The organism is Bradyrhizobium sp. HKCCYLRH3061 (genome assembly GCF_051168015.1).
GTDB lineage: Bacteria > Pseudomonadota > Alphaproteobacteria > Rhizobiales > Xanthobacteraceae > Bradyrhizobium.
On sequence record NZ_JBNPUE010000023.1, the window covers coordinates 89,033 to 111,587 of the forward strand.

The 22,555-nt window shown below is 65.8% G+C and carries 24 protein-coding genes; 6 read left to right on the plus strand and 18 right to left on the minus strand.

The genetic code is table 11. The features are described from left to right. Nucleotides 1-194 precede the first annotated feature (194 nt). From thiL to ACQR2C_RS29200, 12 genes are all read right to left on the minus strand, one after another. Nucleotides 195-1,187 (minus strand): thiamine-phosphate kinase, encoded by a 993-nt coding sequence (thiL, locus tag ACQR2C_RS29145; protein ID WP_434882652.1) that lies wholly within the window; start codon nucleotides 1,185-1,187, stop codon nucleotides 195-197. Nucleotides 1,188-1,425: 238 nt separating this feature from the next. Continuing rightward, nucleotides 1,426-1,935: a transcription antitermination factor NusB gene (nusB, locus tag ACQR2C_RS29150; protein ID WP_434882653.1), complete on the minus strand. Its 510-nt coding sequence runs from the start codon at nucleotides 1,933-1,935 to the stop codon at nucleotides 1,426-1,428. A gap of 1 nt (nucleotide 1,936) precedes the next feature. After that, complete coding sequence (gene ribH / locus ACQR2C_RS29155) at nucleotides 1,937-2,428, minus strand: 6,7-dimethyl-8-ribityllumazine synthase (protein ID WP_434882654.1); 492 nt, start codon at nucleotides 2,426-2,428, stop codon at nucleotides 1,937-1,939. A 182-nt stretch (nucleotides 2,429-2,610) separates the two neighbouring features. Continuing rightward, nucleotides 2,611-3,219 (minus strand): riboflavin synthase, encoded by a 609-nt coding sequence (locus tag ACQR2C_RS29160; protein WP_434882655.1) that lies wholly within the window; start codon nucleotides 3,217-3,219, stop codon nucleotides 2,611-2,613. Further along, entirely contained in the window at nucleotides 3,219-4,370 is a 1,152-nt protein-coding gene (gene ribD, locus ACQR2C_RS29165; RefSeq protein WP_434882656.1) for a bifunctional diaminohydroxyphosphoribosylaminopyrimidine deaminase/5-amino-6-(5-phosphoribosylamino)uracil reductase RibD, read from the minus strand. Before ribD ends, ACQR2C_RS29160 begins: the two co-directional genes overlap by 1 nt. Beyond that, nucleotides 4,367-4,852, minus strand: a complete 486-nt coding sequence (gene nrdR, locus ACQR2C_RS29170; RefSeq protein WP_011927287.1) for a transcriptional regulator NrdR — start codon at nucleotides 4,850-4,852, stop codon at nucleotides 4,367-4,369. Before nrdR ends, ribD begins: the two co-directional genes overlap by 4 nt. A gap of 14 nt (nucleotides 4,853-4,866) precedes the next feature. Continuing rightward, nucleotides 4,867-6,171, minus strand: a complete 1,305-nt coding sequence (gene glyA / locus ACQR2C_RS29175) for a serine hydroxymethyltransferase (RefSeq protein ID WP_434882657.1) — start codon at nucleotides 6,169-6,171, stop codon at nucleotides 4,867-4,869. 187 nt (nucleotides 6,172-6,358) lie between these two features. Continuing rightward, nucleotides 6,359-6,763, minus strand: a complete 405-nt coding sequence (locus ACQR2C_RS29180; RefSeq protein ID WP_434882658.1) for a hypothetical protein — start codon at nucleotides 6,761-6,763, stop codon at nucleotides 6,359-6,361. A gap of 180 nt (nucleotides 6,764-6,943) precedes the next feature. Then, nucleotides 6,944-7,165: a hypothetical protein gene (locus ACQR2C_RS29185; RefSeq protein ID WP_006612770.1), complete on the minus strand. Its 222-nt coding sequence runs from the start codon at nucleotides 7,163-7,165 to the stop codon at nucleotides 6,944-6,946. An 18-nt stretch (nucleotides 7,166-7,183) separates the two neighbouring features. After that, nucleotides 7,184-7,408: a hypothetical protein gene (locus tag ACQR2C_RS29190; RefSeq protein WP_315805831.1), complete on the minus strand. Its 225-nt coding sequence runs from the start codon at nucleotides 7,406-7,408 to the stop codon at nucleotides 7,184-7,186. 211 nt (nucleotides 7,409-7,619) lie between these two features. Next, on the minus strand, nucleotides 7,620-8,132 hold the full coding sequence (gene ldtR / locus ACQR2C_RS29195) for a transcriptional regulator LdtR (protein ID WP_008962376.1): 513 nt from the start codon (nucleotides 8,130-8,132) through the stop codon (nucleotides 7,620-7,622). A 360-nt stretch (nucleotides 8,133-8,492) separates the two neighbouring features. Continuing rightward, nucleotides 8,493-8,960: a DUF6163 family protein gene (locus ACQR2C_RS29200; protein ID WP_315711435.1), complete on the minus strand. Its 468-nt coding sequence runs from the start codon at nucleotides 8,958-8,960 to the stop codon at nucleotides 8,493-8,495. Between the two features lie 221 nt (nucleotides 8,961-9,181). Between ACQR2C_RS29200 and hemB the strand changes: the two genes are divergently transcribed. The 3 genes from hemB to ACQR2C_RS29215 all read left to right on the plus strand — a co-directional run bounded on the left by hemB (nucleotide 9,182) and on the right by ACQR2C_RS29215 (nucleotide 11,831). Beyond that, nucleotides 9,182-10,243: a porphobilinogen synthase gene (hemB, locus tag ACQR2C_RS29205; protein ID WP_434882659.1), complete on the plus strand. Its 1,062-nt coding sequence runs from the start codon at nucleotides 9,182-9,184 to the stop codon at nucleotides 10,241-10,243. Nucleotides 10,244-10,429: 186 nt separating this feature from the next. Further along, nucleotides 10,430-10,963, plus strand: coding sequence for an RDD family protein (locus ACQR2C_RS29210; RefSeq protein ID WP_316217817.1), 534 nt, complete (start codon nucleotides 10,430-10,432; stop codon nucleotides 10,961-10,963). 91 nt (nucleotides 10,964-11,054) lie between these two features. Further along, nucleotides 11,055-11,831, plus strand: a complete 777-nt coding sequence (locus ACQR2C_RS29215; protein ID WP_315720511.1) for an arginyltransferase — start codon at nucleotides 11,055-11,057, stop codon at nucleotides 11,829-11,831. Between the two features lie 82 nt (nucleotides 11,832-11,913). On the opposite strand, the gene ACQR2C_RS29220 is transcribed toward ACQR2C_RS29215, so the two are convergent. Further along, nucleotides 11,914-13,296 (minus strand): Nramp family divalent metal transporter, encoded by a 1,383-nt coding sequence (locus ACQR2C_RS29220; protein ID WP_316181545.1) that lies wholly within the window; start codon nucleotides 13,294-13,296, stop codon nucleotides 11,914-11,916. A gap of 200 nt (nucleotides 13,297-13,496) precedes the next feature. Between ACQR2C_RS29220 and ACQR2C_RS29225 the strand changes: the two genes are divergently transcribed. Both ACQR2C_RS29225 and ACQR2C_RS29230 read left to right on the plus strand, forming a co-directional pair. Next, complete coding sequence (locus tag ACQR2C_RS29225; protein WP_315805835.1) at nucleotides 13,497-14,288, plus strand: class I SAM-dependent methyltransferase; 792 nt, start codon at nucleotides 13,497-13,499, stop codon at nucleotides 14,286-14,288. Between the two features lie 102 nt (nucleotides 14,289-14,390). Continuing rightward, nucleotides 14,391-15,614, plus strand: a complete 1,224-nt coding sequence (locus ACQR2C_RS29230) for an MFS transporter (RefSeq protein WP_434874836.1) — start codon at nucleotides 14,391-14,393, stop codon at nucleotides 15,612-15,614. Here the strand turns inward: ACQR2C_RS29230 and ACQR2C_RS29235 are convergent. From ACQR2C_RS29235 to parC, 5 genes are all read right to left on the minus strand, one after another. Continuing rightward, nucleotides 15,611-16,045: a universal stress protein gene (locus ACQR2C_RS29235; protein WP_315805837.1), complete on the minus strand. Its 435-nt coding sequence runs from the start codon at nucleotides 16,043-16,045 to the stop codon at nucleotides 15,611-15,613. The two genes, ACQR2C_RS29230 and ACQR2C_RS29235, sit on opposite strands and share 4 nt — an antisense overlap. A 62-nt stretch (nucleotides 16,046-16,107) precedes the next feature. Next, nucleotides 16,108-17,382 carry an adenylate/guanylate cyclase domain-containing protein gene (locus ACQR2C_RS29240; RefSeq protein ID WP_316181550.1) on the minus strand — a complete coding sequence of 425 codons (1,275 nt, stop codon included), beginning with the start codon at nucleotides 17,380-17,382 and terminating at the stop codon, nucleotides 16,108-16,110. 37 nt (nucleotides 17,383-17,419) lie between these two features. Further along, nucleotides 17,420-17,824 carry an arsenate reductase (glutaredoxin) gene (gene arsC / locus ACQR2C_RS29245; protein ID WP_434874835.1) on the minus strand — a complete coding sequence of 135 codons (405 nt, stop codon included), beginning with the start codon at nucleotides 17,822-17,824 and terminating at the stop codon, nucleotides 17,420-17,422. Nucleotides 17,825-17,868: 44 nt separating this feature from the next. After that, complete coding sequence (locus tag ACQR2C_RS29250) at nucleotides 17,869-18,831, minus strand: cation diffusion facilitator family transporter (protein WP_315805840.1); 963 nt, start codon at nucleotides 18,829-18,831, stop codon at nucleotides 17,869-17,871. A gap of 83 nt (nucleotides 18,832-18,914) precedes the next feature. Then, complete coding sequence (gene parC / locus ACQR2C_RS29255) at nucleotides 18,915-21,167, minus strand: DNA topoisomerase IV subunit A (RefSeq protein ID WP_434874834.1); 2,253 nt, start codon at nucleotides 21,165-21,167, stop codon at nucleotides 18,915-18,917. Between the two features lie 395 nt (nucleotides 21,168-21,562). Here parC and ACQR2C_RS29260 point away from each other — a divergent pair, with 395 nt between their 5' ends. Continuing rightward, nucleotides 21,563-22,393: an alpha/beta fold hydrolase gene (locus ACQR2C_RS29260; protein WP_434874833.1), complete on the plus strand. Its 831-nt coding sequence runs from the start codon at nucleotides 21,563-21,565 to the stop codon at nucleotides 22,391-22,393. Nucleotides 22,394-22,555: the final 162 nt, after the last annotated feature.

Consider the following 22,555-nt stretch of genomic DNA (forward strand, 5'->3'; position numbering starts at 1 on the left):
CTCGGCTCTTTGCTTTTTTGAACTACGTCACGCCGCGATGGTGCGACGCACGCCCCCTGTCAGGCCGCTCCGGGCGGAGCCGCCTCGAACATCATGAAGCTTGCCAAAATCGCCATGATGACGCAACGCCGCGACGCCTGAACCGCTCCAAATTCAGACGCTTCTTTGGTCGCATTGTGCGGTGCAAATAGGTGTCAGAAGTGGCTGAAGGACAAACGCGTCAGTGTGACGGGACGGCCCTGCCCGTCCAGGAAGCGCGGGGCTCGCGCCCCTTCGACGATGGCGCCGATGTCCGTGACGGCAACGCCCGCCGTCTCGGCTGCAGCACGGAACGCTGCGCATCGCGCTGCGGGAACAGTGCAGAGGATCTCGTAATCGTCGCCGCCCGAGATCATGCTTTCAAGCTGCGCGGCCCCGACAGCAAGCAGCTTCGCCGCTGCCGGCGATCGTGGAATGTGGGACAGCACGATGTCGGCGCTCACGGAAGAGGCGGCGCAGAGCTTGGCCAGGTCGCCCGCGAGGCCATCAGACACATCCATCGAGGCGGTCGCGCAGTCTCTCACGGCCGCAGCCAGTGCATTGCGCGGCTGTGGCGTGCGATAACGGCCGACCAGCATATCCCGCGCGGCGGGATCGTCGGCCAGCGCCGTGGCCTCGGTTGTGCCCGTCAGGATGCGCAGGCCGAGCGCGGCGTCGCCGATGGTCCCGCTCACCATCACCCGGTCGCCAGGACGCGCGCCGAAGCGATGCACCATCCGGCCCCTGGGCACCCGCCCCCAGGCCGCGATCGAGATCATCACGGGACCGGGCGTCGACACGGTGTCGCCGCCGAGCAGCGGACAGCCGAACGCGGCGGCGTCCTCGCCGAGGCCACGCGCGAACTGCGTCAGCCAGGCGTCGTCCTTCTCGCGCAGCGCGAGCGTCAGGACGAAGCCAGCGGGCACGGCGCCCTTGGCGGCGAGATCGGACAGGTTCACCCGCAGCGCCTTGCGCGCGATGGTGTCGGGGGGATCGTCGGCGAGATAATGGACGCCTTCGACGATGGCGTCGGTCTTGACGACGATGTCGTCCCCATCGGCGGGAATGATCGCAGCGTCGTCGACGAGACCGAACGCGCCGGGGTCGGTCGCCAGCGGCTTGAAATAGCGGGCAATGAGGGAGTCTTCGCCGGAGGGGTTTTGGGTCACAGCCCCCCTCCCCGCTCTCCGCTGTCATCGCCCGGCTTGCCGCCTTCGCTAAAGCTTCGGCGCGCCCTTGCATTCGTCGCCGCGCCGGAGCCGATAGACGAAGGCGGGACCGGGCGATCCAGTACGCCGCGCTCGTCTCTGGAATGCTGGATCACCCGCTTTCGCGGGTGATGACAGTCGAGGAAAGACACTGGCATCGCACCGGTTCGCAGCGATCGTGCTCCGGCGCCCCCCATCGCTACTTCGGCCCCATCTCGTCGCCGCGGTATTGCCGGGCGAGTTGCTCCAGCACGGCGTTGACCATGCCGGTCTCGTCGCGCTCGACGAAGGCATGGGCGATGTCGACATATTCGGACACGACGACCTTGGCCGGCACGTCCTTGCGCCGCTCCAGCTCATAGGCGCCGGCGCGCAGCACAGCGCGCAGGATCGCCTCGATCCGCTGCAGCGGCCAGCCGCGCTCCAGCGCCGCGTCGAGCACCGGATCGATCTTGGTCTGGTCGCGCACCACGCCGGAGACGATGTCACGGAAGAAGGCAGCCTCCGCCGGCAGATACTGCTCGCCCTCGACCTCGTTGCCGAGCCAATGGCTCTCGAACTCGGCCAGCACGTCGTTGATGCCGGCGCCAGCAATGTCCATCTGGTAGAGCGCCTGGACGGCGGCGAGCCGCGCCGCGCCACGGCGGTTGGCCTTGCGGTCGCCGGCGCGGATCGGGCCCTTGGACGGCTTGTTGCTGCTCTCGGCCATCTCAGCCTCGCGACAGACGGCGTTTGATGCGCAGCACGGCGAGCGCGGCGCGGGCGGCATCGCCGCCCTTGTTCATCTCAGAGAGGCGGGCGCGCGCCCAGGCCTGGTCCTCGTTGTTGACGGTGAGGATGCCGTTGCCGAGCGGCAGGCCGCGCGCCACCGACAGATCCATCAGGGCCCGCGAGGATTCCTGCGACACGATCTCGAAATGGATGGTGTCGCCGCGGATGACGCAGCCGAGCGCGATCGCCGCATCATAAGGCTTGCCGGTCTTGGCGGCAGCATCGAGCGCAATGGCAATAGTCGCCGGAATCTCCAGCGAGCCAGTGACGGTGAGCACCTCGTAGCTCACGCCGGCCGCCTTCAGCTCGGCGGTGGCGCCCTCCAGCAGGGCGTCCTGAAGGTCGTCGTAGAAGCGGGCCTCGACGATCAGCGCCCGGGCGCCGGAGATGTCGGTCTGGTCTTTGAGCGGCGCGCGCCGTGCGTCTGCCATGGTTCTGTTTCCATTGTCTTCAGGTGCCTCGCCCCAAGGGAGCGGCGATCCGGCCGCGTCGCGAAGGGCGAGATGAAATCGGCCTCATGCTGCGAGACGACACATCGGCGCCTCCTCGCCACGAGGGCTGGCCTTGTAGGCGCGAGCGCCCGCAAAGCCAAGACGGAAAGCCTCCTTCGAGGCTACTTCATTTCCGTGAGGCGCGCGGCATAGCGCGCCATCAGGTCGACCTCGAGATTGACCTCACTGCCGGCCTGCCAGGACGACAGCGTGGTGACCGACAGCGTATGCGGAATGATCAGCACCGAGAAGGCCAGTTCGTCGACGGTGTTGACCGTGAGCGAGACGCCGTCGAGGGTGACCGAGCCCTTGGTGGCGATGAAGCGCGCCAGATCCCGCGTTGTCTTCAGCACGAACCTTGCCATGTCAGGCAGGTTGTCGCGGCTGACGATGGTCGCGATGCCGTCGACATGGCCTGCGACGATGTGGCCACCGAGCTCGTCGCCGATCTTCAGGGCCCGCTCGAGGTTCAGCTTTGTGCCGACGCGCCAGTGCTTGGCCGTGGTCAGTGCCAGCGTCTCCGCGGCGGCGTCGACCTCGAACCAGGTCGTCCCATCGGTGACGCCGGACTGCACGACCGTGAGGCAGACGCCATTGTTGGCGATGGATGCGCCATCGGCGATGCTGGCCTGGTCATAATGGCAGGCAATGCGCAGCCGGTGCAGCTTGCCCTCGGTCCGCGGCGTCAGGCTGGCGATCTCGCCGATGTCGGTGACGATGCCGGTAAACATTACGCGCGCTCGTAAATCGTAAGGGTGTCGGGATCGAGCGTTTCGCTAGCACGAACGCGATAGGCCGGCGACTGCGTGATTGCGGTCAGCGGCAATGCGTCCAGCGCAGCGATGCCGTCGGCCCCGATCTCGCCGGGACCGCGCAGCAGCCAGATTTCATCGACCAGGCCACTCGCCATGAAGGATGAGGCGACGCGGCTGCCGCCCTCGATCATCAGGCGGGTGATGCCCTTCTCAGCCAGCGCCTTGAGCACGGCGGGGGGCTCCAGCGCCGAGGGCTCGGCCTGCGGCGGCACGCGGATCACCTGGGCACCGGCAGCACCGAGCTTGGTCGCCGCCGCGGGCTCGGCAAGCGCTGACGCGACCATCCAGAGCGGCGTGGTTCGCGCTGATTGCACCAAACGGCTGGTCATGGGCAGCCGCAGCATCGGATCGAGCACCACGCGCACCGGCGAGCGGGCCTCCATGCCGGGCAGCCGGCAGGTCAGCAGCGGATCATCGGCGATCGCGGTGCGCACGCCGATCAGGATCGCGTCACTCTGGGCACGCAACATATGCACGCGCGTCCGCGCCGCCTCGCCGGTGATCGCGACCGGCTTGTTGCCCGCGGCTGCAATCTTGTCGTCGGCCGAGACCGCAAGCTTCAGGATCACATGCGGCCGGCCATCGCGGATGCGCCGGAAATGGCCAGCATGATCGCGCTTGGCGTCCGCCGAGCAGAGGCCGACTTCAACCTGGATGCCGGCAGCGCGGAGCTTGGCATGCCCCTGCCCTGCGACCTCCGGATTGGGATCCTCGATCGCCGACACGACGCGGCTGATTCCGGCTGCGATGACGGCGTCCACGCAAGGCGGCGACTTGCCGAAATGCGAGCATGGCTCCAGCGTCACATAGAGTGTGGCGCCCTTCGCGGCCTTGCCGGCGCGATTCAAGGCCTCGGGCTCGCCATGAGGGCGTCCACCGGGCTGGGTCCAGCCGCGGCCGATGATGAGGCCGTCCTTGACCACGACGGCACCGACCGCCGGGTTAGGCCAGGTCCGCCCCTGCCCGCGACGGCCGAGCGACAGCGCGAGCTGCATGAAGCGGCGGTCGGCGTCCTTCTGCGCCTTCAGCTTCTCGCCGACCTGATCGACCAGGACCCGGAAGATCATTTGCGGACCGGCGCCAGCCGCGGCGTCTCGTCCTCGGCCGAGAGCTCGCCGAGCACGGCCTCGAAGTCCTTGGCCTCCCGGAAATTGCGGTACACCGAGGCGAAGCGGACATAAGCGACGTCGTCGAGATCGCGCAGATGCTCCATCACGATCTCGCCGATCGCCTCCGAGGACACCTCGGACTCGCCGCCGCTCTCGAGCTCGCGCACGATCGCCGAGACCATCTTCTCGACCCTTTCAGGATCGACCGAGCGCTTGCGCAGCGAGATCTGCACCGAGCGCATCAGCTTGTCGCGATCGAACGGCACGCGGCGGCCATTGCGCTTGATGACGGTGAGTTCGCGCAGCTGCACCCGCTCGAAGGTCGTGAAGCGGAAGTTGCAGGTGACGCAGACCCGCCGCCGCCGGATCACCGAGGAATCCTCGGTGGGGCGGGAGTCCTTCACCTGCGTATCGAGGCTGTTGCAGCTCGGGCAGCGCATCGTGGCTTCAAGCCTTACTGATAGATCGGGAACCGGTCGGTCAGCGCCTTCACCTTCGCCTTGACCGCAGCTTCCACCAGCGGCGCGCTGCCGTCCGGCGCCTGCGCGATCGCGTTCAGCACCTCGGCGATCAGGCTGCCGACCTGCTGGAATTCAGCGACGCCGAAGCCACGGGTGGTCGCGGCCGGCGTACCGAGTCGCAGGCCGGAGGTGACGAACGGCTTCTCGGGGTCGAACGGAATGCCGTTCTTGTTGCAGGTGATGCCGGCGCGGACCAGCGCCTTCTCCGAGACGTTGCCCTTCAGGCTCTTCGGCCGGAGGTCGACCAGCATCAGATGGTTGTCGGTGCCGCCGGAGACGATGTCAAAGCCGTGGGCGCGCAGCGATTCCGCCAGCGCCTTCGCGTTCTCGACGATGTTCTTCGCGTAGACCTTGAACTCGGGCCGCAGCGCCTCGGCAAAGGCCACCGCCTTGGCCGCGATCACGTGCATCAGCGGGCCGCCCTGCAGGCCCGGGAAGATCGCCGAGTTGAATTTCTTGGTGAACTGCTCGTCGTTCCACAGGATGAGGCCGCCGCGCGGACCGCGCAGCGACTTGTGCGTGGTGGTCGTGGTGACGTGAGCGTAGGGCACCGGGGAGGCATGGACGCCACCCGCAACGAGACCAGCAAAGTGGGCCATGTCGACCAGCAGATAGGCGCCGACGCTGTCGGCGATCTCGCGGAAGCGCTTGAAATCCCACGGGCGCGAATAGGCGCTGCCGCCGGCGATGATCAGCTTCGGCTTCACTTCCTCGGCCTGCCTGGCGACCGCATCCATGTCGATCAGGTGGTCGTCGCGGCGCACGGTGTAGTGCGCGGCCTTGAACCACTTGCCGGACATGTTGACCGGCGAACCGTGGGTCAGATGGCCGCCGGCGGCGAGGTCGAGGCCCATGAAGGTGTCGCCGGGCTGCAGCAGCGCCAGGAACACCGCCTGGTTCATCTGGCTGCCCGAGTTCGGCTGGACGTTGGCGAAATTGGCACCGAACAGCTTCTTGGCGCGGTCGATCGCGAGGTTCTCGGCGACGTCGACCCATTCGCAGCCGCCATAATAGCGCGCGCCCGGGTAGCCCTCGGCATACTTGTTGGTCATCACCGAGCCCTGGGCTTCCAGGACCGCGCGGCTGACGATGTTCTCCGAAGCGATCAGCTCGATCTCGTGTCGTTGTCGACCGAGTTCACCCTTGATGGCGGCAGCGATCTCGGGATCGGCCTCGGCCAGGGTGGCGGAGAAGAAGGAATCGACTGACGAGGCGGGCTTGGCGCTGGAAGCGGTCATCGGCGGAATATCTCCACGTCCGCAAGGCCTTGGGCGGCCGGCGGTCGGTTCAGTGAAGGCGGTCGGAAAAGACCCCTGCCCTTACCATACGGGCGGCGGCAGGCCAAGGGACAGACCAAGCGGTTGCGGGTCAAACCGGATATTTGCGCCAGATATGGTGGACGGCCGCTGGAGCAAGCCCCCGTGCTCAGGCCCCGCCACAGGAGTGCCAGCTTTCCGACATCTGCCAGGTTTTCTTGGTCCGGAGATTGGTCGCCTTGTAGATTCGTCCCCGGTCATCGCCGGGCGGGCATTTCTTCGGCTTCCAGACGGTGCAGAGCCGCACGGGATCGCTCAGTTTGGAATGCGCGACGGCGGCATTCCATGCCGAGTCGATCTGCTCGGCGCCGTTCTGGTACAGCACGTGGACGCCCTGATCCATTATGGGCTCACCATACTCGTCGAGCTTCTCGCCGAGCTTGAACGGGGTCGGCGACAGCGGCTCATCGAACCGACCAGCAATTTTCGTGATCGTCGTCTCCGCGCAGGCTCCAACTCTGGCCAGCGCTTCTCGACTGTTCGGTCCCTTCTGGGGCCAGACCGTCTCAGCCATGCTCCTCGTGGGCAGACTCAGCTCGCCGCACGCGAAGGCCAAGAGTCCCACCGTGGCAATAACTCGGGACACCAAACGCATCGATCCCCCAAAAATAAACAACCTGCATGAAACCTGACGGTCTCATACAGGTTGTCGGTATCATGAGGCAAGCGCGCGAGCCATCGCGCGCCGATGACATCAGAGGCCGGTGTAGCCGGCCTTCACCGGATCGACGCGGCCGTCGAGCTGGCGCAGGTAGGTCAGGCCGCACACCGTGAGACGATGCGGGTCACGCTCGCCGGCTTCGAACAAGGTCTGGATGTAGGCGCTGACCTTGCGCCGCGCTTCCTCGCTGGCCGCCGCGGTGCGGTTCGCCAGCAGGTCGTAGGTATGCATGATCCGATCGATGGCAGCTTCCATATCAACCCCTCTTGATGGTCAGGCCGCAGAGGCCATCTCGAACATCGAGATCGCCTTGTTCGCGAGTCTGAGCTTGTTGAATTCTCCGCGGTGAATCAGCTGTACGATCATGTCGACGAGCTGCTCGTTCGGCGTGATGGTATCCGTCATCGCCCCCGACAGCCGCAGGTAGTTGGCCGCGATCGCATAGGCGTCGCTCACCAGCTCCACGTTCATGACCTGCATTCCGTAATCGTGCAGCATCACCCGACCTCCGCGGGAGACAAGTCCGAGAGGCGATATTGGTTCCAGTTCGGAGTGGATGTTTTTCGCAACAGCGAACGAAGTGAGCCACGACAAAAGAAAAAAGCGCCGGCCCAGCAGGGGCCGACGCAAGGTCGAACTCAGAGGATCGAGGGCTGTCCGGTCTTCTCTCGATGTCTGAGGCCGGATCAGCCGAAACGATGAAGCCGGCTCAGAGACGATACAGGATCTGGTCGGTCCAGAACCGCTCGAGGCGGTGCAGCGACTTGTTGAGCGTTGAGAACTCCTCGCTCGAAATGCCGCCGACCTGCTCCACGGTCTTGACGTGCTTCTGATACAGCGAGTCGACGATGCGGCGGATCTCCTGGCCCTGGGGGGTCAGGCGGATGCGGACCGAGCGGCGATCGACGCGCGAGCGCTGGTGATCAAGGAAGCCGAGCTCGACGAGCTTCTTCAGGTTGTAGGAGACGTTGGAGCCGAGATAGTAGCCGCGCGTGCGCAGCTCGCCCGCGGTCAGCTCCTTGTCGCCGATGTTATAGAGCAGCAGCGCCTGGACCGAATTGATGTCGGAACGACCACGGCGGTCGAACTCGTCCTTGATGACGTCGAGCAGGCGGCGATGCAGCCGCTCCACCAGCGTCAGAGCTTCCAGATAGAGCGACTGGACGGTGCCGCCCTGGCCCGGCGCAGCAGTCTCCACGGCCGTCGCAACGGCTTTCATCATGACACTTCCCCTGTCGTCGTTTTTGTCGACTTATTCGACGAAACTTTTGTCCCGTCTGATAGAACGAACTTAAGGGGCGTGCTTTGAAGATCGCCTTAAATAAGAGCATAAAGAGAGAATGAATCGCGGAGAGTGAATCCTCTTTTAATCCAGTGATTACAGGGGCTTTTGCAAGGGTCCGTTGACGGACGACGGGCAATGTTCGCGCTCTGTTTCACCCCCCTGTCACATTCCAAAACAGGTGCAGTTCCCACCGCTAAGGTCTGTGTAACGGCTGTGGCAGGCGCTCTTAAGGTGTTCGAAACATTACTTGCATCGCGCTGAGAGGATTTACGGCGTGCAACGAATTTTCCTCACCACCTACGGTGGCCGCTCGCGGGCCGCCATCCAGGCCAGCACGAGGTAGGCGGCGAGCATGATCGCCTCGCCCGCGACCACCAGCAGATTGCCGCCATAGATGCCGGGGAACATCAGCTCGATGACCGCCATCGACACGACCGTGGTGAGCCACACCACCGCGCCCCACGGCGTCGCCAGCCACAGGCCGACCGCGGCGACGAGCTCGATCACCGCGAAATAGACCGTCGCCGCCTGCCAGGCCATCGCCTGGTTCTCGAACGCGTCGTCCTCGCCGCCGATGAAGCCGGTCACCTGGGCCCAATGATAAAGGCCCTTGGCGATCGAGAGCATGGCCATGACCCGCAGGAACAGCACCAGCCGCCGCGTCCAGACATTATCGTCGCTCTCGCGCCGATCCGAGGACATGGCGGCAATCGACATGGCGGCGTTGTCACGCGCCAGATCTCGCGCCGAGGGAATCTCAGCCATGGCAGCTCGAGCAGAACAGGCAGGTCGTCATTGGGGCCTCTCAAGACCAGGAGCATGGCGATTCTTGACCGGCCGGCACCGTGAAATCAACCGGGCCGGAAATCAACCGGGCCGCTTGCGTCAGGTCAAGTGACGGGCGGCGGCCGAAGTGCTACAGATTGTTGGAATTACAACAAATCAAATCCTCCGGCTCGCCGGCCAGCTCAAGGAGCCAGCACCCCATGGCGATCAAATTCGGGCGCCCGATCGACCTGCGCGACACCGCGCGCAACCCGGCCACTGCACCGATACCGGCGCTCGATCTCACCATCCGCCCCCGCCGCAACCGCAAGGCCGAGTGGGCGCGTCGGCTGGTGCGGGAGAACGTGCTCACGACGGACGATCTGATCTGGCCCCTGTTCGTGGTGCAGGGCGATCGGACCCGCAGCACGGTCGCATCGATGCCGGGCGTGGAACGGCTCAGCGTCGACGAGATCGTCCGCGATGCCGAACGCGCCGCCAAGCTCGACATCCCCTGCATCGCCCTGTTCCCCTACACCGAGCCGTCGCTGCGCGACGAGCACGGCTCCGAGGCCTGCAACCCGGACAATCTGGTTTGCCAGGCGGTGCGCGCGATCAAGAAGGAGTTTCCGGAGATCGGCGTGCTCTGCGACGTCGCGCTCGATCCGTTCACCAGCCACGGCCATGACGGCTTGATCCGGGACGGCCGCATCCTCAACGACGAGACGGTCGCGGTGCTGGTGCGCCAGGCCCTCGTGCAGGCCGAGGCCGGTTGCGACATCATCGCGCCGTCGGACATGATGGACGGCCGGGTCGGCGCGATCCGCCAGGCGCTGGATCAGGCCGGCTTCCTCGACGTGCAGATCATGGCCTATGCGGCCAAATATGCCTCCGCCTTCTACGGCCCGTTCCGCGACGCGATCGGCTCGGCCAAGACGCTCACCGGCGACAAGCGGACCTACCAGATGGACAGCGCCAACTCCGACGAGGCGTTGCGCGAGGTCGAGCTCGACATCGCCGAGGGCGCCGACATGGTGATGGTGAAGCCGGGCATGCCCTATCTCGACGTCGTCAGGCGCGTGAAGGACACCTTCAGCATGCCGACCTTCGCCTATCAGGTGTCGGGCGAATACGCGATGATCGCGGCGGCCGCCAACAATGGCTGGATCGACGGCGACCGGGCGATGATGGAGAGCCTGCTCGCCTTCAAGCGCGCCGGCGCCGACGGTGTGCTCACCTATTTCGCCCCGCAGGCTGCCGAGCGGCTGCAGCAGCAGCGCTGAGCGGGCGCCTCGGGATCTGGGTCTGCGGCGGTCTTCCGGGCGCGCCGGCTATGCGCGCGCGCCGGCTTACAAGCGGGCTTGCAAATCGCGAAATCGCCGGAAATTTGCCGCGCCCCATGCACGAACGGCTCTTGCAAGCGGAAGTGGGGTTCCCATGTCCTCTGAGCCAATCCGGAGGGCAGATTCATGGCGTATATGGGTTCAGGCGATAGCAATGGCGGTGCCGGTACCCGGCCGCACGCCTACGACCCCTATCAGCAGCCGGAATTGTTTCGCGGTGTGCTGACGCGGCGGATGATTGCATTCCTGATCGATCTCTTGGTGCTCTCCGTCCCGGTGATCCTGGCGGTGATCTTCATCGCCGTGTTCGGCCTGGTCACGCTGGGCCTCGGCTGGGCGTTGTTCTGGCTGGTGTCGCCGGCCTCGGTGATCTGGGCGATCGTCTACTACGGCGCCACGATCGGCGGCCCGAGCTCGGCGACGATCGGCATGCGGGTGATGGATCTGGAGCTCCGGACCTGGTACGGCGCGCCGGGCTACTTTGTGCTCGGTGCCGTGCATGCGGTCTGCTTCTGGATCTCCGTCTCGGTGTTGTCGCCGCTCGTGCTGCTGATCGGACTGTTCAACGGCCGCCGCCGGCTGCTGCACGACTTCGTGCTCGGCACCGTCGTGATCAACACGTCGGTGCGCTCGCAGCTGGTTGAACCGGCTCGCACGTGATGAGACGTCAGGTGGCGCAGCAAAAGCGATTGACCGGCCGCCTCCGGAGCGCAATTCTGTTGATGATCGCCTCGGAGGCTCACGACGTTCCTTGACCCAGCATTCGCGTGACACCCCGCAATTCTACCTGACCGCGCCATCGCCCTGCCCGTATCTGCCGGGCCGGCAGGAGCGCAAGGTGTTCACGCATCTGGTCGGCGACAAGGCGACCGATCTCAACGACCTCCTGACCCATGGCGGCTTCCGCCGCAGCCAGTCGATCGCCTACCGGCCGGCCTGCGACCAGTGCCGCGCCTGCGTGTCCGTCCGCGTGATCGCCAACGAATTCCGCCCCTCGCGCAACTTCCGCAAGGTGCTCGCGCGCAATTCCGATCTGGTCGGCGAGCAGCGCAGCGCGGTGCCGACGTCGGAGCAATATTCGATCTTCCGCGGCTATCTCGATCAGCGCCATCGCCATGGCGGCATGGCCGACATGACGGTGCTCGATTACGCAATGATGGTCGAGGACAGCCATGTCGAGACGCGAATCATCGAGTACCGCCGCCGCAATCTGAGCAACGGTCCGAACGCCCGCGGTGGCGAGCTGGTCGCGGTGGCGCTGACGGACGTGCTCAGCGACGGCCTGTCGATGGTGTACTCGTTCTTCGACCCGTCGGAGACCACGCGCTCGCTCGGCACCTTCATGATCCTCGACCACATCGCCCGGGCGCGGCGCCAGGGCCTGCCCTACGTCTATCTCGGCTACTGGATCGAGGGCTCGAAAAAGATGGACTACAAGAGCCGCTATCTGCCGCAGCAGCGGCTCGCGGCGGCCGGATGGCTCCGCGTGGATGCCGAGGGCGACACCGCGCCGGAGCCGCAGGAATGAAGAAGCGAATGGCGAATAGGGAGTAGCGAATAGGGATTTGAACGACCGCTATTCGCTACTCCCTATTCGCTACTCGCCTCCATCAACCTATCGCCAGATCCCACACCAGCTTGGCATTGAGCGCGATGATCACCACCGCGATCAGGCTCGCAATCGCCGTCAGCCAGCGCGGCGCCACGAACTGCCCCATCTTGGCGCGGCTCGCGGTGAGCAGCACCAGCGGCACGATGGCGAACGGCAGTTGCAGGCTGAGCACGACCTGACTGAGGATCAGGAGCTGCCCGGTCGCCTTCTCGCCGGCCCAGATCGTCACCACCACCGCCGGCACGATCGCGATCATGCGCGTGATCAGCCGGCGCAGCCAGGGCGCGATCCGCCAGTGGAGGAAGCCTTCCATCACGATCTGGCCGGACAGGGTCGCGGTGATCGTCGAGTTCAGGCCGCAACACAACAGCGCGATTGCAAACAGCGTCGGTGCCAGCGTCGATCCCAGGAGCGGCGCCAGGAAGGAATGCGCCTGGTCGAGCTCGGCCACGTCGCGCTGTCCGGTACGGTGGAACGTTGCCGCCGCCAGGATCAGGATCGAGGCGTTGATGGTCAGCGCCAGGCACAGCGCGATGGTGGAATCGATCGTGGAAAGCGTGATCGCCTCGCGCTTGTCCTCCGGGCTGTCGCCGTAGCCGCGCGTCTGGACCAGGCCCGAATGGAGATACAAATTGTGCGGCATCACGGTCGCGCCGAGAATGCCGAGCGCCAGATAGAGCATCTCCGGATTGGCGATCAGCTGACCGCTGGGCACGAAGCCCTTCACCACCTCGGCCCAGTCGGGCTCGGCCATCGCGATCTGGATCGCGAAGCACAGCGCGATGATGCCGAGCAGCGCGACCACGAAGGCCTCGATCCAGCGAAAGCCGAACGCCTGCAGCGCCAGGATCAGGAAGACATCGAGCGCGGTGACGCAGACGCCGATCGACAGCGGCAGCCCGAACAGCAGGCTGAGACCGATCGCTGTGCCGATCACCTCGGCGAGATCGGTGGCGGTGATCGCGATCTCCGCCGACAGCCACAGCGGCACCGAGACCCAGCGCGGGGTGGAGTCGCGACAGGCCTGGGCGAGGTCGCGGCCGGTGGCGACGCCGAGCCGCGTGCACAGCGACTGCAGCACGATCGCCATCAGGTTGGACAGCAGCGCGACCGAGAGCAGGACGTAGCCGAATTTGGAACCGCCAGCGAGCGACGTCGCCCAATTGCCGGGGTCCATATAGCCGACGGCGACAAGGTAACCGGGTCCGAGAAAGGCCAGCAGCTTCCGCCAGAGCGACCCTTTTGTTGCGGTTCGTACCGTCGCGAACATGTCGCCGAGCGACGGATCGCCGCGCTCGCCGCGCCAGCCTGCGTTCATCAGGCGGTCGCTCGGCGGAACCATGGCGTGCAGTTGCGAAAGGTCTGACGATTTTGCGTCCATGACATCATCCTGGACGAAACCGAGCTTTAATGCAACTTATTTGCAAGTGCGTCTCCCGCCTATGGCTGCGCCTCGCAGAGAGGCTGGAAATCCTCCGATACCGCTTCATCATCGCGAGAGCCTGTTGCTGCCGATTCGCGCGCGGCCCTCGCGGCGTGCCGCCGGCGACGGGTGCCACTGCCCCACTGACGGGATCCAACATGCTCTCCCCCCAACTCGGTCTCCGACCGGTCACGAACGCGCCCGTGCCCTGCAAGATCTGTGACGGTCCTGCCTCTCTCTACGGCGTGGTCGACATGAACCGCCCCTGCCAGACGGCCCATGCACATCGCCCGCCGCTGGCCGGCGTGCCGATCTACTACCGGCGCTGCTCGGATTGCGGCTTCCTGTTTACGGACGCCTTCGACGACTGGGGCATCGAGCAGTTCAAGACCCACATTTACAACGACGGCTACGAAGCCGTGGATCCAGACTATCGGATCAAGCGGCCAACCGACAATGCGGCGGCCGTGGCCCGCTTCTGGGCGCCGCACAAGGCCGGGATGCGGGTGCTCGACTTCGGCGGCGGCAACGACCTGTTCTGCACCGGCCTGCGCGCTCAAGGCTTTGCCGAAGCGGTCACCTATGATCCGATGGTGGCCGAGCACGCGACCCGCCCCGATCGCAAGTTCGATCTCGTGACCTGCTTCGAGACCCTCGAGCACGTTCCCGATCCGCTGGCGACGATCGGAGCCATGGCGGCCTGCGTGGCCGAGCCCGGCGCGGTGTTCTACTCCACATTGACCCAGCCGGACGATTTCGACAGCCAGGGCATGTCCTGGTGGTACGTCGCGCCGCGCAACGGCCACATCTCGATCTACACCCAGCATGCGCTGGCGCTGGCCTGGCACCGGTTCGGCTTCAAGACGGCGCCGCTGAATGCGGGCACGCATCTGGCGTTCCGCACGCTGCCTCCGGAATGGGGATTGGCCGAGGCACCGACCGCGGCATAGGCCGTCCGCCGCGCGAGGGGCGATGCAGGAGATCAGGAAGCGGGTGGGCGCAAGGAGGCGGCGCAGTGATGATGGCCGCATCATCACAACAGGTTCCTGTTCATGTCTCCCTCCGCCCTGCCCGCCGCCTTCCACCGCCTCGCCTGGTCCAACCTCACCGCGCAATCGGCCGAGCAGATCGCGCTCGCCGCAGCACCGATCGTCGCGGTGCTCGCGCTCGGTGTCGGCGAGGGCGAGACCGGGTTGCTGCAGACGGCGCTGACCGCGCCCTTCGTGCTGTTCGCGATCCCTGCGGGGCTGCTCGCCGACCGGATGCCGAGACGGCTGCTGATGGCCATGGCCGAGACGCTTCGCGCGCTGGCGCTGCTCGCGATCCTCATCGCCTTGGCGGCCGGCGTGCTCACGCTGCCGCTGCTGGCGGCGCTCGGATTCGCAGCGGTGTGCGGCACGGTCGTGTTCAGCGTCGCCGCGCCGGCCGTGGTGCCGAGCCTCGTCGCCCCGGCCCAGTTGGCGCCTGCCAATGCGCGCATCGAGCTTGCCCGCACCATCGCCTTTGCGGCGGGGCCTGCGCTCGGCGGCGTGCTGGTCGGCTGGATCGGCGGCGCGCCCGCCTTCGGCTGCGCCGCGGCGCTCTCGCTGGTCGCAGCCACCTGCCTGGCCGGCATCGCCGAGCCCGCCCGCGCGCCCGTGCCGCGCCGCCATCCGCTCGCCGACATCCGGGAGGGCGCCGCCTTCGTGCTGCAACATCCGCTGCTGCGGCCGGTGTTCGTGACCCAGTTCATCTTCAACACGGCGCATTTCCTGCTGCTCGCGGTGTTCGTGCCCTATGCAGTCCACCGGCTTGGCCTGTCGGCGGGAGGCGTCGGCACGGTGCTGTCGATGTTCGGCGTCGGCATGGTGTGCGGCGCGCTGCTGGCGACGCGCATCATGCGGCTTCTGCCGTTCGGCACCGTCATCGGGCTCGGCCCCGTCACCGGCTTCACCGCGGCGCTGGTGATGGCGCTCACCACGGTCATCCCCTCGCCTCTCCTGGCCGCGCTCAGCTTCTTCCTGCTCGGCGCCGGACCGATCCTCTGGGTGATCTCGACAACCACGCTGCGGCAGTCGGTGACGCCGGCCGGCCTGCTCGGGCGCGTCTCGGCCATCAACATCCTGAGCTACGGCGCCCGTCCACTGGGCTCGCTGCTCGGCGCGGTCGTCGGCGGCCGCTACGGCGCCGACATCTGTCTCTACCTCGTCGCCGCCATCTTCGGCCTGCAGGCGCTCGTCATCCTCGCCTCGCCGGTCGTCGCGATCGCGCGCCAGCCGGAGCCGCAGCCCGCCTAGCGATAGACCAGGATTGGCACGGTCGAATGCGTCAGCACCTTCAAGGTCTCGCTGCCCAGGATCGCCGACACGCCGCGCAGCCCGTGCGAGGCCATCAGCACCAGATCGCAATGCTGCTTGCGCGCGGTCTCGACGATCGCCTCATAGGGCTTGTCGTGCTCGACGCACAGCGTGGCGCAGGCCACGCCGGCCTGCTCGGCATCGTCCTTCACATGATCGAGATATTTCGCGGTCTGATCGGCCACCAACGACTTGTATTGCGCGAGCGCCTTGGTCGCAGCGTGGGGATCGACGACCAGCGAATGCAGCGGCGTCGACACCACCAGCGCCGTGACCTTGGCGCCGGTCGCCTTGGCGAGCGCGATGCCGTGCTTGATCGCGGCCTTGGACAGATCGGAGCCATCGGTCGGCAGCAGAATATGTTTGTACATGAGCTTTCATCTCCCGGCGGAGAATGCTGGGCAGACTCGCTTCTGCTGGGCATTGACGTGGGTCAAGGGTGCGACATCTCGTCCGCCAGGTAGTTCTCGTAGGCCCGCGTGGCCGAGGCGCTGCCGGCAATGTCCGGATCCAGCGTGAACAGATCCTGCGCGCGGCCGATGCCGCGCAGCGCGTAGCGCCCGGTCGACACCAGATAGCGCCGACCTTCGCCGTCGAGCCCCTCGCAAAATTCGGAGGATGCCAACAGTTCGCGATCGACCGAGCGGCACATCGAGGCGATGCGGCTGACCTCGTTGACGGCCGGTCCCACGACGGTGAAGTCGAGCCGGTCCTCGCTGCCGATATTGCCGTAGAACACCTCACCGACATGCAGGCCGACATAGGCCGAGGTGACAGGCCGTCCCTCGCCGGCGCGCCGTGCGTTCAGCTTCAGGATGTTCAGCCGAAAGCGATGCTCGGCGCGCAGCGCGGCGTGACGGGCCGAGGCCATGTCGCCGCCGGTGAAGATCGCCAGCACGCCATCGCCGATCAGCTTCAGCACGTCGCCACCGGACTCGTAGATCGCGTCGATCGACGCCTCCGCATAGTCGTTGAGCAGCGGGATGATCTCGTCCGGCGAGATGCTCTCGCTGATCGCGGTCGAACTGCGCAGGTCGGAGAACCACAGCACGGCATTGATGCGCTCGGTGACACCGCGGGAGATGCGGCCGCGCAGCACCTGCTCCGACGCATCGCGGCCGAGATAGACGCGGCCAAGGGTTCGCACGATGTCGACCTGCTGCGCGGATTTGATCGTCAGCGCGAGCAGCGGGACAAGGTCGCGCAACGCGCCGACCTGCGTGTCGGTGAAGCCGCCGTCACGCCGCGTCAGCCAGTTCGAATAGAAGCAGTCCATCTGGCCGAGCGTGCCGGCTTCGCCGAACCGGTGCACGAAGGCGAGATAGTGCCGATGCCCCTGTGCGGTAAGCTCCTCGATGATCGGAAAATCGAGATGCGCACAATTCAGGAAGTCGATGCTGAACTCGTCATGGCCGTTCTCCAGCATGTGGTGGAAGACCGAGCGCCGCCAGTTCTGTGCCGCCTCTCCCTCATTGCTGGAGCCATATTCGAAGCTGTCGGCCTCGTTCGTGTCGAAATCGTTCCAGCGGAAGCCACGCCCCTCGAAGATCGGATGCAGCGTGTCGATGATCGCGAGGCTGCGTGACAATTCGAGTCCGGCCGCGCGGCAGCGCTCGCAGAAGCCGCGCAGGATCTCGTTTTCCGGCATGCCGGTCAGGCTCTGAGCCACGAGCCAGTTCGCCACTTCGAGACGGGTCGCCGTATCCATGGTTTCAACTCACCAACGCGTCACGATCCGGAAAGCTTCAGCCAGGCCGGCTCACCACCTCGCCGTCCTCCTTGGTGAAGGAGGAGACGGGATGATCGAGCAGGTCGAGCACGAGTTCGGACGGGCGGCAGAGCCGCGCGCCCTTGCTGGTCACCACGATCGGCCGGTTGATCAGGACGGGGTGCGCGAGCATCGCCTCGATCAGCTGGTCGTCGGTCCATTTGGGATCGCCCAGCCCAAGCTCGGCATAGGGCGTTCCCTTTTCGCGCAGCACGTCGCGCACCTTGACGCCCATCGCGTTGATCAGCGCGATCAGCTGCTCGCGGCTCGGCGGCGTCTTCAGATATTCGATCACCTCGGGCTCCTCACCCGAGGCGCGGATCATTGCGAGCGTGTTGCGCGACGTGCCGCAGGCGGGATTGTGGAAGATCGTCACGGGCATGGGCTGTCCAGTCGTTGCGTGCCGAGGGCACATTCGCGTACTGCTCACACCACGTCGGCGGGAGCGAGCTTGCAGGCGCAGCCATCGGCCTCGATCTGCAGGGTGGGATGCTGGATATTGAAGCGATGGGACAGCTCAGCGCAGACGCGATGCAGGAAGGCATCATCCGTTCCGCCTGCCCTTACCAGATGCGCCGTCAACGCGGTCTCGTTGGTGCTCATCGCCCAGACGTGGAGGTCGTGCACCTCGCTGACGCCGTCGAGGGAGGCGAGATAATCGCGTACCGCCGGCAGGGCGATGTCGCGCGGCACGGCGTCGAGCGCCAGATTGACGCTGTCGCGGGCGAGATCCCAGCCGCTCAGGAGCACCACGAGCGCGATGATCAGGCTGACCACCGGGTCGACCCACAGCCATCCGGTCCAGATCGTCACCAGCGCCGCGATGACCACGCCGAACGACACGGCGGCGTCGGCGGCCATGTGCAGGTAGGCGCCGCGAATATTGAGGTCGGTGTCGCGGCCACGCATGAACAGCATCGCGGTGGCGCCGTTGATGACGATGCCGAGCGCAGCCACCCACAGCACGGTCGTGCCGGCGACCTCGTCCGGATTGCGCAGGCGGTCGAAGGCCTCAACGGCGATGCCGCCGACCACGAGCAGCAGCAGGCCGGCATTGATCAGCGCGGCCAGGATCGAGGCGCGGCGATAGCCATAGGTGTGGCGGTCGGTCGGCCGCCGGCCCGACAGCCACAGCGCGCCCCAGGCCAGGAGCAGCGACATCACGTCGGAGAGATTGTGGACGGCGTCCGAGATCAGCGCCAGCGAATGCGCGGCATAGCCGAAGATGAGCTCGGCGATGACGAAGGCCGTGTTGAGCGACACGCCGATCGCGAACGCCGTGCCGAAGCTGGCGGGCGCGTGGCTGTGGCCGGCGTGGCCATGGGCGTGCGGGGAGCCATGATCATGGGAATGATCATGGTCGGGATGATGAGAATGCGAGTGCGCCATCCAACATGTCTCCGGGCGATCGCGCACCTCGCGATCGCCCGCTGTCTGATATAGACGGCCGCCGGACGGATACTATTACGTCGCTACTCGATCGGCCGGTTGAACTTGTTCGACTTCGGCAGGCCCTGCGCGATGCGGCCGGCATCGGCGCGGTTGCCACGGTAGTCGGCCAATTCCTTCCAGCTCAGGCCCTGGTCGCGGCCGGCGGAATCCTTCCAGGCGAGCCCCTGCTTCTGCTCGAACGTCGTGACGTCGGACAGCTGCGCGCTGGTGTATTTCTGCAGCCGGACGCCGCGGCCACGCGCCATCTCCGGCACCTGGTCGAGCCCGAACACCACCATCTTGTGGTTGGTGCCGATGACCGCGACCTGATCGCCCTGGACGGTGGTGATCGCGCGCGCTTCCGCCGGTGCGGTCACGTTCAGCACCTGCTTGCCCTTGCGGGTGTTGCTGACGCAATCCTCTTCCTTGACGATGAAGCCCTGGCCGTCGGACGCCGCCACCAGGAACCTGCGCTCGCCCTTGGTGACGAACATCGACACGATCGAGGCATCCTGGTCGAGATCGATGAACATGCGGATCGGCTCGCCATGGCCGCGGCCGCCGGGCAGCTTGCCGACGTCGAGCGAGTAGAACTTGCCGTTGCTCGCAAACAGCAGCACCTTGGACGTATTCTCGGCAAAGAACGCCTGGCCGAGCTGGTCGTCGGTCTTGAACTGCAGGTTCGACAGATCGGCGACGTGGCCCTTCAGCGTGCGCACCCAGCCCTTGTCGGAGACGACGACCGTGACCGGCTCGCGCTCGATGAAGGCCTCCTCGATCGCGGCGAGGTCATGCTCCGGCGCGTCGGCAAAATTGGTGCGGCGCTTGCCGAGCGGCGTCTTCGGCCCGAACAGGTCGCGGACCGTCTTGACCTGCTCGCCGACCTTGGCCCATTGCAGTTGCTCAGAACCGAGCAGCGCATTGATGCCCTTGAGCTCGCCGCGCAGGTTCTTGTCCTCGGTGCGGATCTCCATTTCCTCGAGCTTGCGCAAGCTACGCAGGCGCATGTTGAGGATGGCCTCGGCCTGCACCTCGGTGAGCTTGAAGGTCTTCATCAGGACCGGCCTCGGCTCGTCCTCGGTGCGGATGATCCGGATCACCTCGTCGATGTTGAGATAGGCGATCAGATAGCCGCCGAGGATCTCCAGCCGGTTCTCTATCTGCTTCTTGCGGTAGTTCGAGCGGCGCAGCAGCACGTCGCGCAGATGATCGAGCCATTCGCGCAGGCACTCGGCGAGACCCACCACCTTCGGGATCTTGCCCTTGATCAGCACGTTGAGGTTCAGCGGAATCTTGCTCTCGAGATCGGTGAGCCGGAACAGCGATTCCATCATCAGCGCCGGATCGACGTTCTTCGACTTCGGCTCGATCACGAGCCGCACGTCCTCGGCGGATTCGTCGCGGACGTCGCCGACCAGCGGCAGCTTCTTCTCGTTGAGCAGCTCGGCGATCTTCTCGACCAGGCGCGACTTCTGCACGAGATAGGGAATCTCGGTGATGACGACGATCCAGGTGCCGCGGTTGCCCTCCTCCTGCTTCCACTTGGCGCGGACGCGGAACGAGCCGCGGCCGGTGGTGTAGGCCTCGATGATCGATTCCTTTGAATCGATCACGGTGCCGCCGGTCGGGAAGTCCGGGCCCTTCACCCAGCGCAGCAGCGCGCGCGACTTGGCGTCGGGCTTCTCGATCAGATGCAGGGCGGCGTCACACAGCTCGGCGGCGTTGTGCGGCGGGATCGAGGTCGCCATGCCCACCGCGATGCCCTGCGCGCCGTTGGCGAGCAGGTTCGGGAAGCCGCCGGGCAGCACCACCGGCTCCTTGGACTGGCCGTCATAGTTCGGCCGGAACTCGACGCCGTCCTCGTCGATGCCTTCGAGCAGCAGCCGCGCGACGTCGGTCATGCGCGCTTCGGTGTAGCGATAGGCCGCCGGATTATCGCCGTCGATGTTGCCGAAATTGCCCTGGCCGTCGACCAGCGGATAGCGCGAGGAAAAGTCCTGCGCGAGGCGGACCATCGCGTCGTAGATCGCCTGGTCGCCATGCGGATGGAACGAGCCCATCACGTCGCCGACGATCTTGGCGGACTTCTTGAACGCGGTGCCGGGATCGAGCCGCAGCAGCCGCATGCCGTAAAGGATGCGCCGGTGCACCGGCTTGAGGCCGTCGCGCGCGTCGGGCAGCGCCCGGTGCATGATGGTCGAGAGCGCGTAGGCGAGATAGCGCTCCTCCAGCGCCTCGCGCAGCGCGACCTCGTGAATCTCCGCCGGCTCCGGCGGAATCAGTGATTTTCCCATTAGCGTTGAGCTTTCAGTGGGTTAGCCCAGGAGCTTGAGCTGAATTGAACGATTTGGGAACACGCTTTATGCGATGACGCGCCGGGGCGCAATGACGGCCCTGCCCGGTTCCAGGAGGAAAAACCGGGTGTCCGGCCGCGGAACCGCAAAGCAGCCCGCAAATCATGCAGGTCATGCGCCGCCGACGCATGCCGCTACGCTCAGGATTGGGCAGCCATCGCGCGTCCCGTTGAGATGCAACGATGTCGCACACGAGTCTGTGTTGCTGAGATCGTCACCCTCCGTCGCTAAGGTAGCAGCGGACATCCTTGGTTGCGTATCGACGCGACGAGGAGCGCCATCACGCCGCGCCTTGAACGCGGCAGATTCCATCCAGTGAGAAAGGCAGACATCCCATGAGCTCAGGATTCGTGACGACATCGGACGGCACGCAGATCTTCTACAAGGATTGGGGCTCGGGCCGGCCCATCGTCTTTCATCATGGCTGGCCATTGTCGTCCGACGATTGGGACGCGCAGATGCTGTTCTTCCTCGACAAGGGCTTTCGCGTCATCGCGCATGACCGCCGCGGCCACGGCCGCTCGAGCCAGACCGAGACCGGCAACGAGATGGACACCTACGCGGCCGACGTTGCGGCGCTCGCCGCCAAGCTCGACCTCAGGGACGCCATCCATGTCGGCCACTCCACCGGCGGCGGCGAGGTCGCGCGCTACGTGGCGAAGCACGGCAAAGGTCGCGTCGCCAAGGCCGCCCTGCTCGGCGCGGTGCCGCCGGTCATGGTCAAGTCCGACAAGAACCCCGGCGGGCTGCCGATCGAGGTGTTCGACGGCTTCCGCACGGCGCTCGCCGCCAATCGCGCGCAATTCTTCCTCGATATTCCGACCGGCCCGTTCTACGGCTTCAACCGCGACGGCGCCAAGATCTCCGAAGGCGTCATCCGCAACTGGTGGCGCCAGGGCATGATGGGCGGCACCAAGGCACACTATGATTGCATCAAGGCGTTCTCGGAAACCGACTTCACCGAGGATCTCAAGGCGATCGACGTGCCGGTGCTGCTGATGCATGGCGAGGACGACCAGATCGTCCCGATCGACGACTCCGCGCGCATCGGCATCAAGCTGCTGAAGCATGGGACCTTGAAGACCTATCCCGGTTTCCCGCACGGCATGGCGACGACGCATGCCGACGTGATCAATGCGGACCTGCTGGCGTTCATCAAGGGGTAGCTCGCGCTCTGGTGAATGAGCAGCCGGAGGCCGGTGAGGCGACAGACCTCACGTCTTGCACGTCATGGCCGGGCTTGTCCCACGACTGTCCGGTTCAGCTTCCGCATATTGCGAGGCTCAACTGTTGTGGGTTTTTGGCAAGTTGGGGTGGCCCCGTGAGCA

Bases quoted from the DNA above. Each gene is read 5' to 3' on its own strand.
- hemB (WP_434882659.1), top strand. From the start codon at position 9,182: ATGGCGATCAAATTCGGGCGCCCGATCGACCTGCGCGACACCGCGCGC.
- ACQR2C_RS29250 (WP_315805840.1), bottom strand. From the start codon at position 18,831: ATGGCGCACTCGCATTCTCATCATCCCGACCATGATCATTCCCATGAT.
- ribH (WP_434882654.1), bottom strand. From the start codon at position 2,428: ATGGCAGACGCACGGCGCGCGCCGCTCAAAGACCAGACCGACATCTCC.
- nrdR (WP_011927287.1), bottom strand. From the start codon at position 4,852: ATGCGCTGCCCGAGCTGCAACAGCCTCGATACGCAGGTGAAGGACTCC.
- ACQR2C_RS29235 (WP_315805837.1), bottom strand. From the start codon at position 16,045: ATGTACAAACATATTCTGCTGCCGACCGATGGCTCCGATCTGTCCAAG.
- ACQR2C_RS29160 (WP_434882655.1), bottom strand. From the start codon at position 3,219: ATGTTTACCGGCATCGTCACCGACATCGGCGAGATCGCCAGCCTGACG.
- ACQR2C_RS29180 (WP_434882658.1), bottom strand. From the start codon at position 6,763: ATGGCTGAGACGGTCTGGCCCCAGAAGGGACCGAACAGTCGAGAAGCG.
- ACQR2C_RS29200 (WP_315711435.1), bottom strand. From the start codon at position 8,960: ATGGCTGAGATTCCCTCGGCGCGAGATCTGGCGCGTGACAACGCCGCC.
- ACQR2C_RS29190 (WP_315805831.1), bottom strand. From the start codon at position 7,408: ATGCTGCACGATTACGGAATGCAGGTCATGAACGTGGAGCTGGTGAGC.
- parC (WP_434874834.1), bottom strand. From the start codon at position 21,167: ATGGGAAAATCACTGATTCCGCCGGAGCCGGCGGAGATTCACGAGGTC.
- ribD (WP_434882656.1), bottom strand. From the start codon at position 4,370: ATGATCTTCCGGGTCCTGGTCGATCAGGTCGGCGAGAAGCTGAAGGCG.
- nusB (WP_434882653.1), bottom strand. From the start codon at position 1,935: ATGGCCGAGAGCAGCAACAAGCCGTCCAAGGGCCCGATCCGCGCCGGC.
- ACQR2C_RS29225 (WP_315805835.1), top strand. From the start codon at position 13,497: ATGCTCTCCCCCCAACTCGGTCTCCGACCGGTCACGAACGCGCCCGTG.
- ACQR2C_RS29260 (WP_434874833.1), top strand. From the start codon at position 21,563: ATGAGCTCAGGATTCGTGACGACATCGGACGGCACGCAGATCTTCTAC.
- glyA (WP_434882657.1), bottom strand. From the start codon at position 6,171: ATGACCGCTTCCAGCGCCAAGCCCGCCTCGTCAGTCGATTCCTTCTTC.
- ACQR2C_RS29185 (WP_006612770.1), bottom strand. From the start codon at position 7,165: ATGGAAGCTGCCATCGATCGGATCATGCATACCTACGACCTGCTGGCG.
- ACQR2C_RS29210 (WP_316217817.1), top strand. From the start codon at position 10,430: ATGGCGTATATGGGTTCAGGCGATAGCAATGGCGGTGCCGGTACCCGG.
- ACQR2C_RS29230 (WP_434874836.1), top strand. From the start codon at position 14,391: ATGTCTCCCTCCGCCCTGCCCGCCGCCTTCCACCGCCTCGCCTGGTCC.
- arsC (WP_434874835.1), bottom strand. From the start codon at position 17,824: ATGCCCGTGACGATCTTCCACAATCCCGCCTGCGGCACGTCGCGCAAC.
- ACQR2C_RS29240 (WP_316181550.1), bottom strand. From the start codon at position 17,382: ATGGATACGGCGACCCGTCTCGAAGTGGCGAACTGGCTCGTGGCTCAG.
- ACQR2C_RS29220 (WP_316181545.1), bottom strand. From the start codon at position 13,296: ATGGACGCAAAATCGTCAGACCTTTCGCAACTGCACGCCATGGTTCCG.
- ldtR (WP_008962376.1), bottom strand. From the start codon at position 8,132: ATGATGAAAGCCGTTGCGACGGCCGTGGAGACTGCTGCGCCGGGCCAG.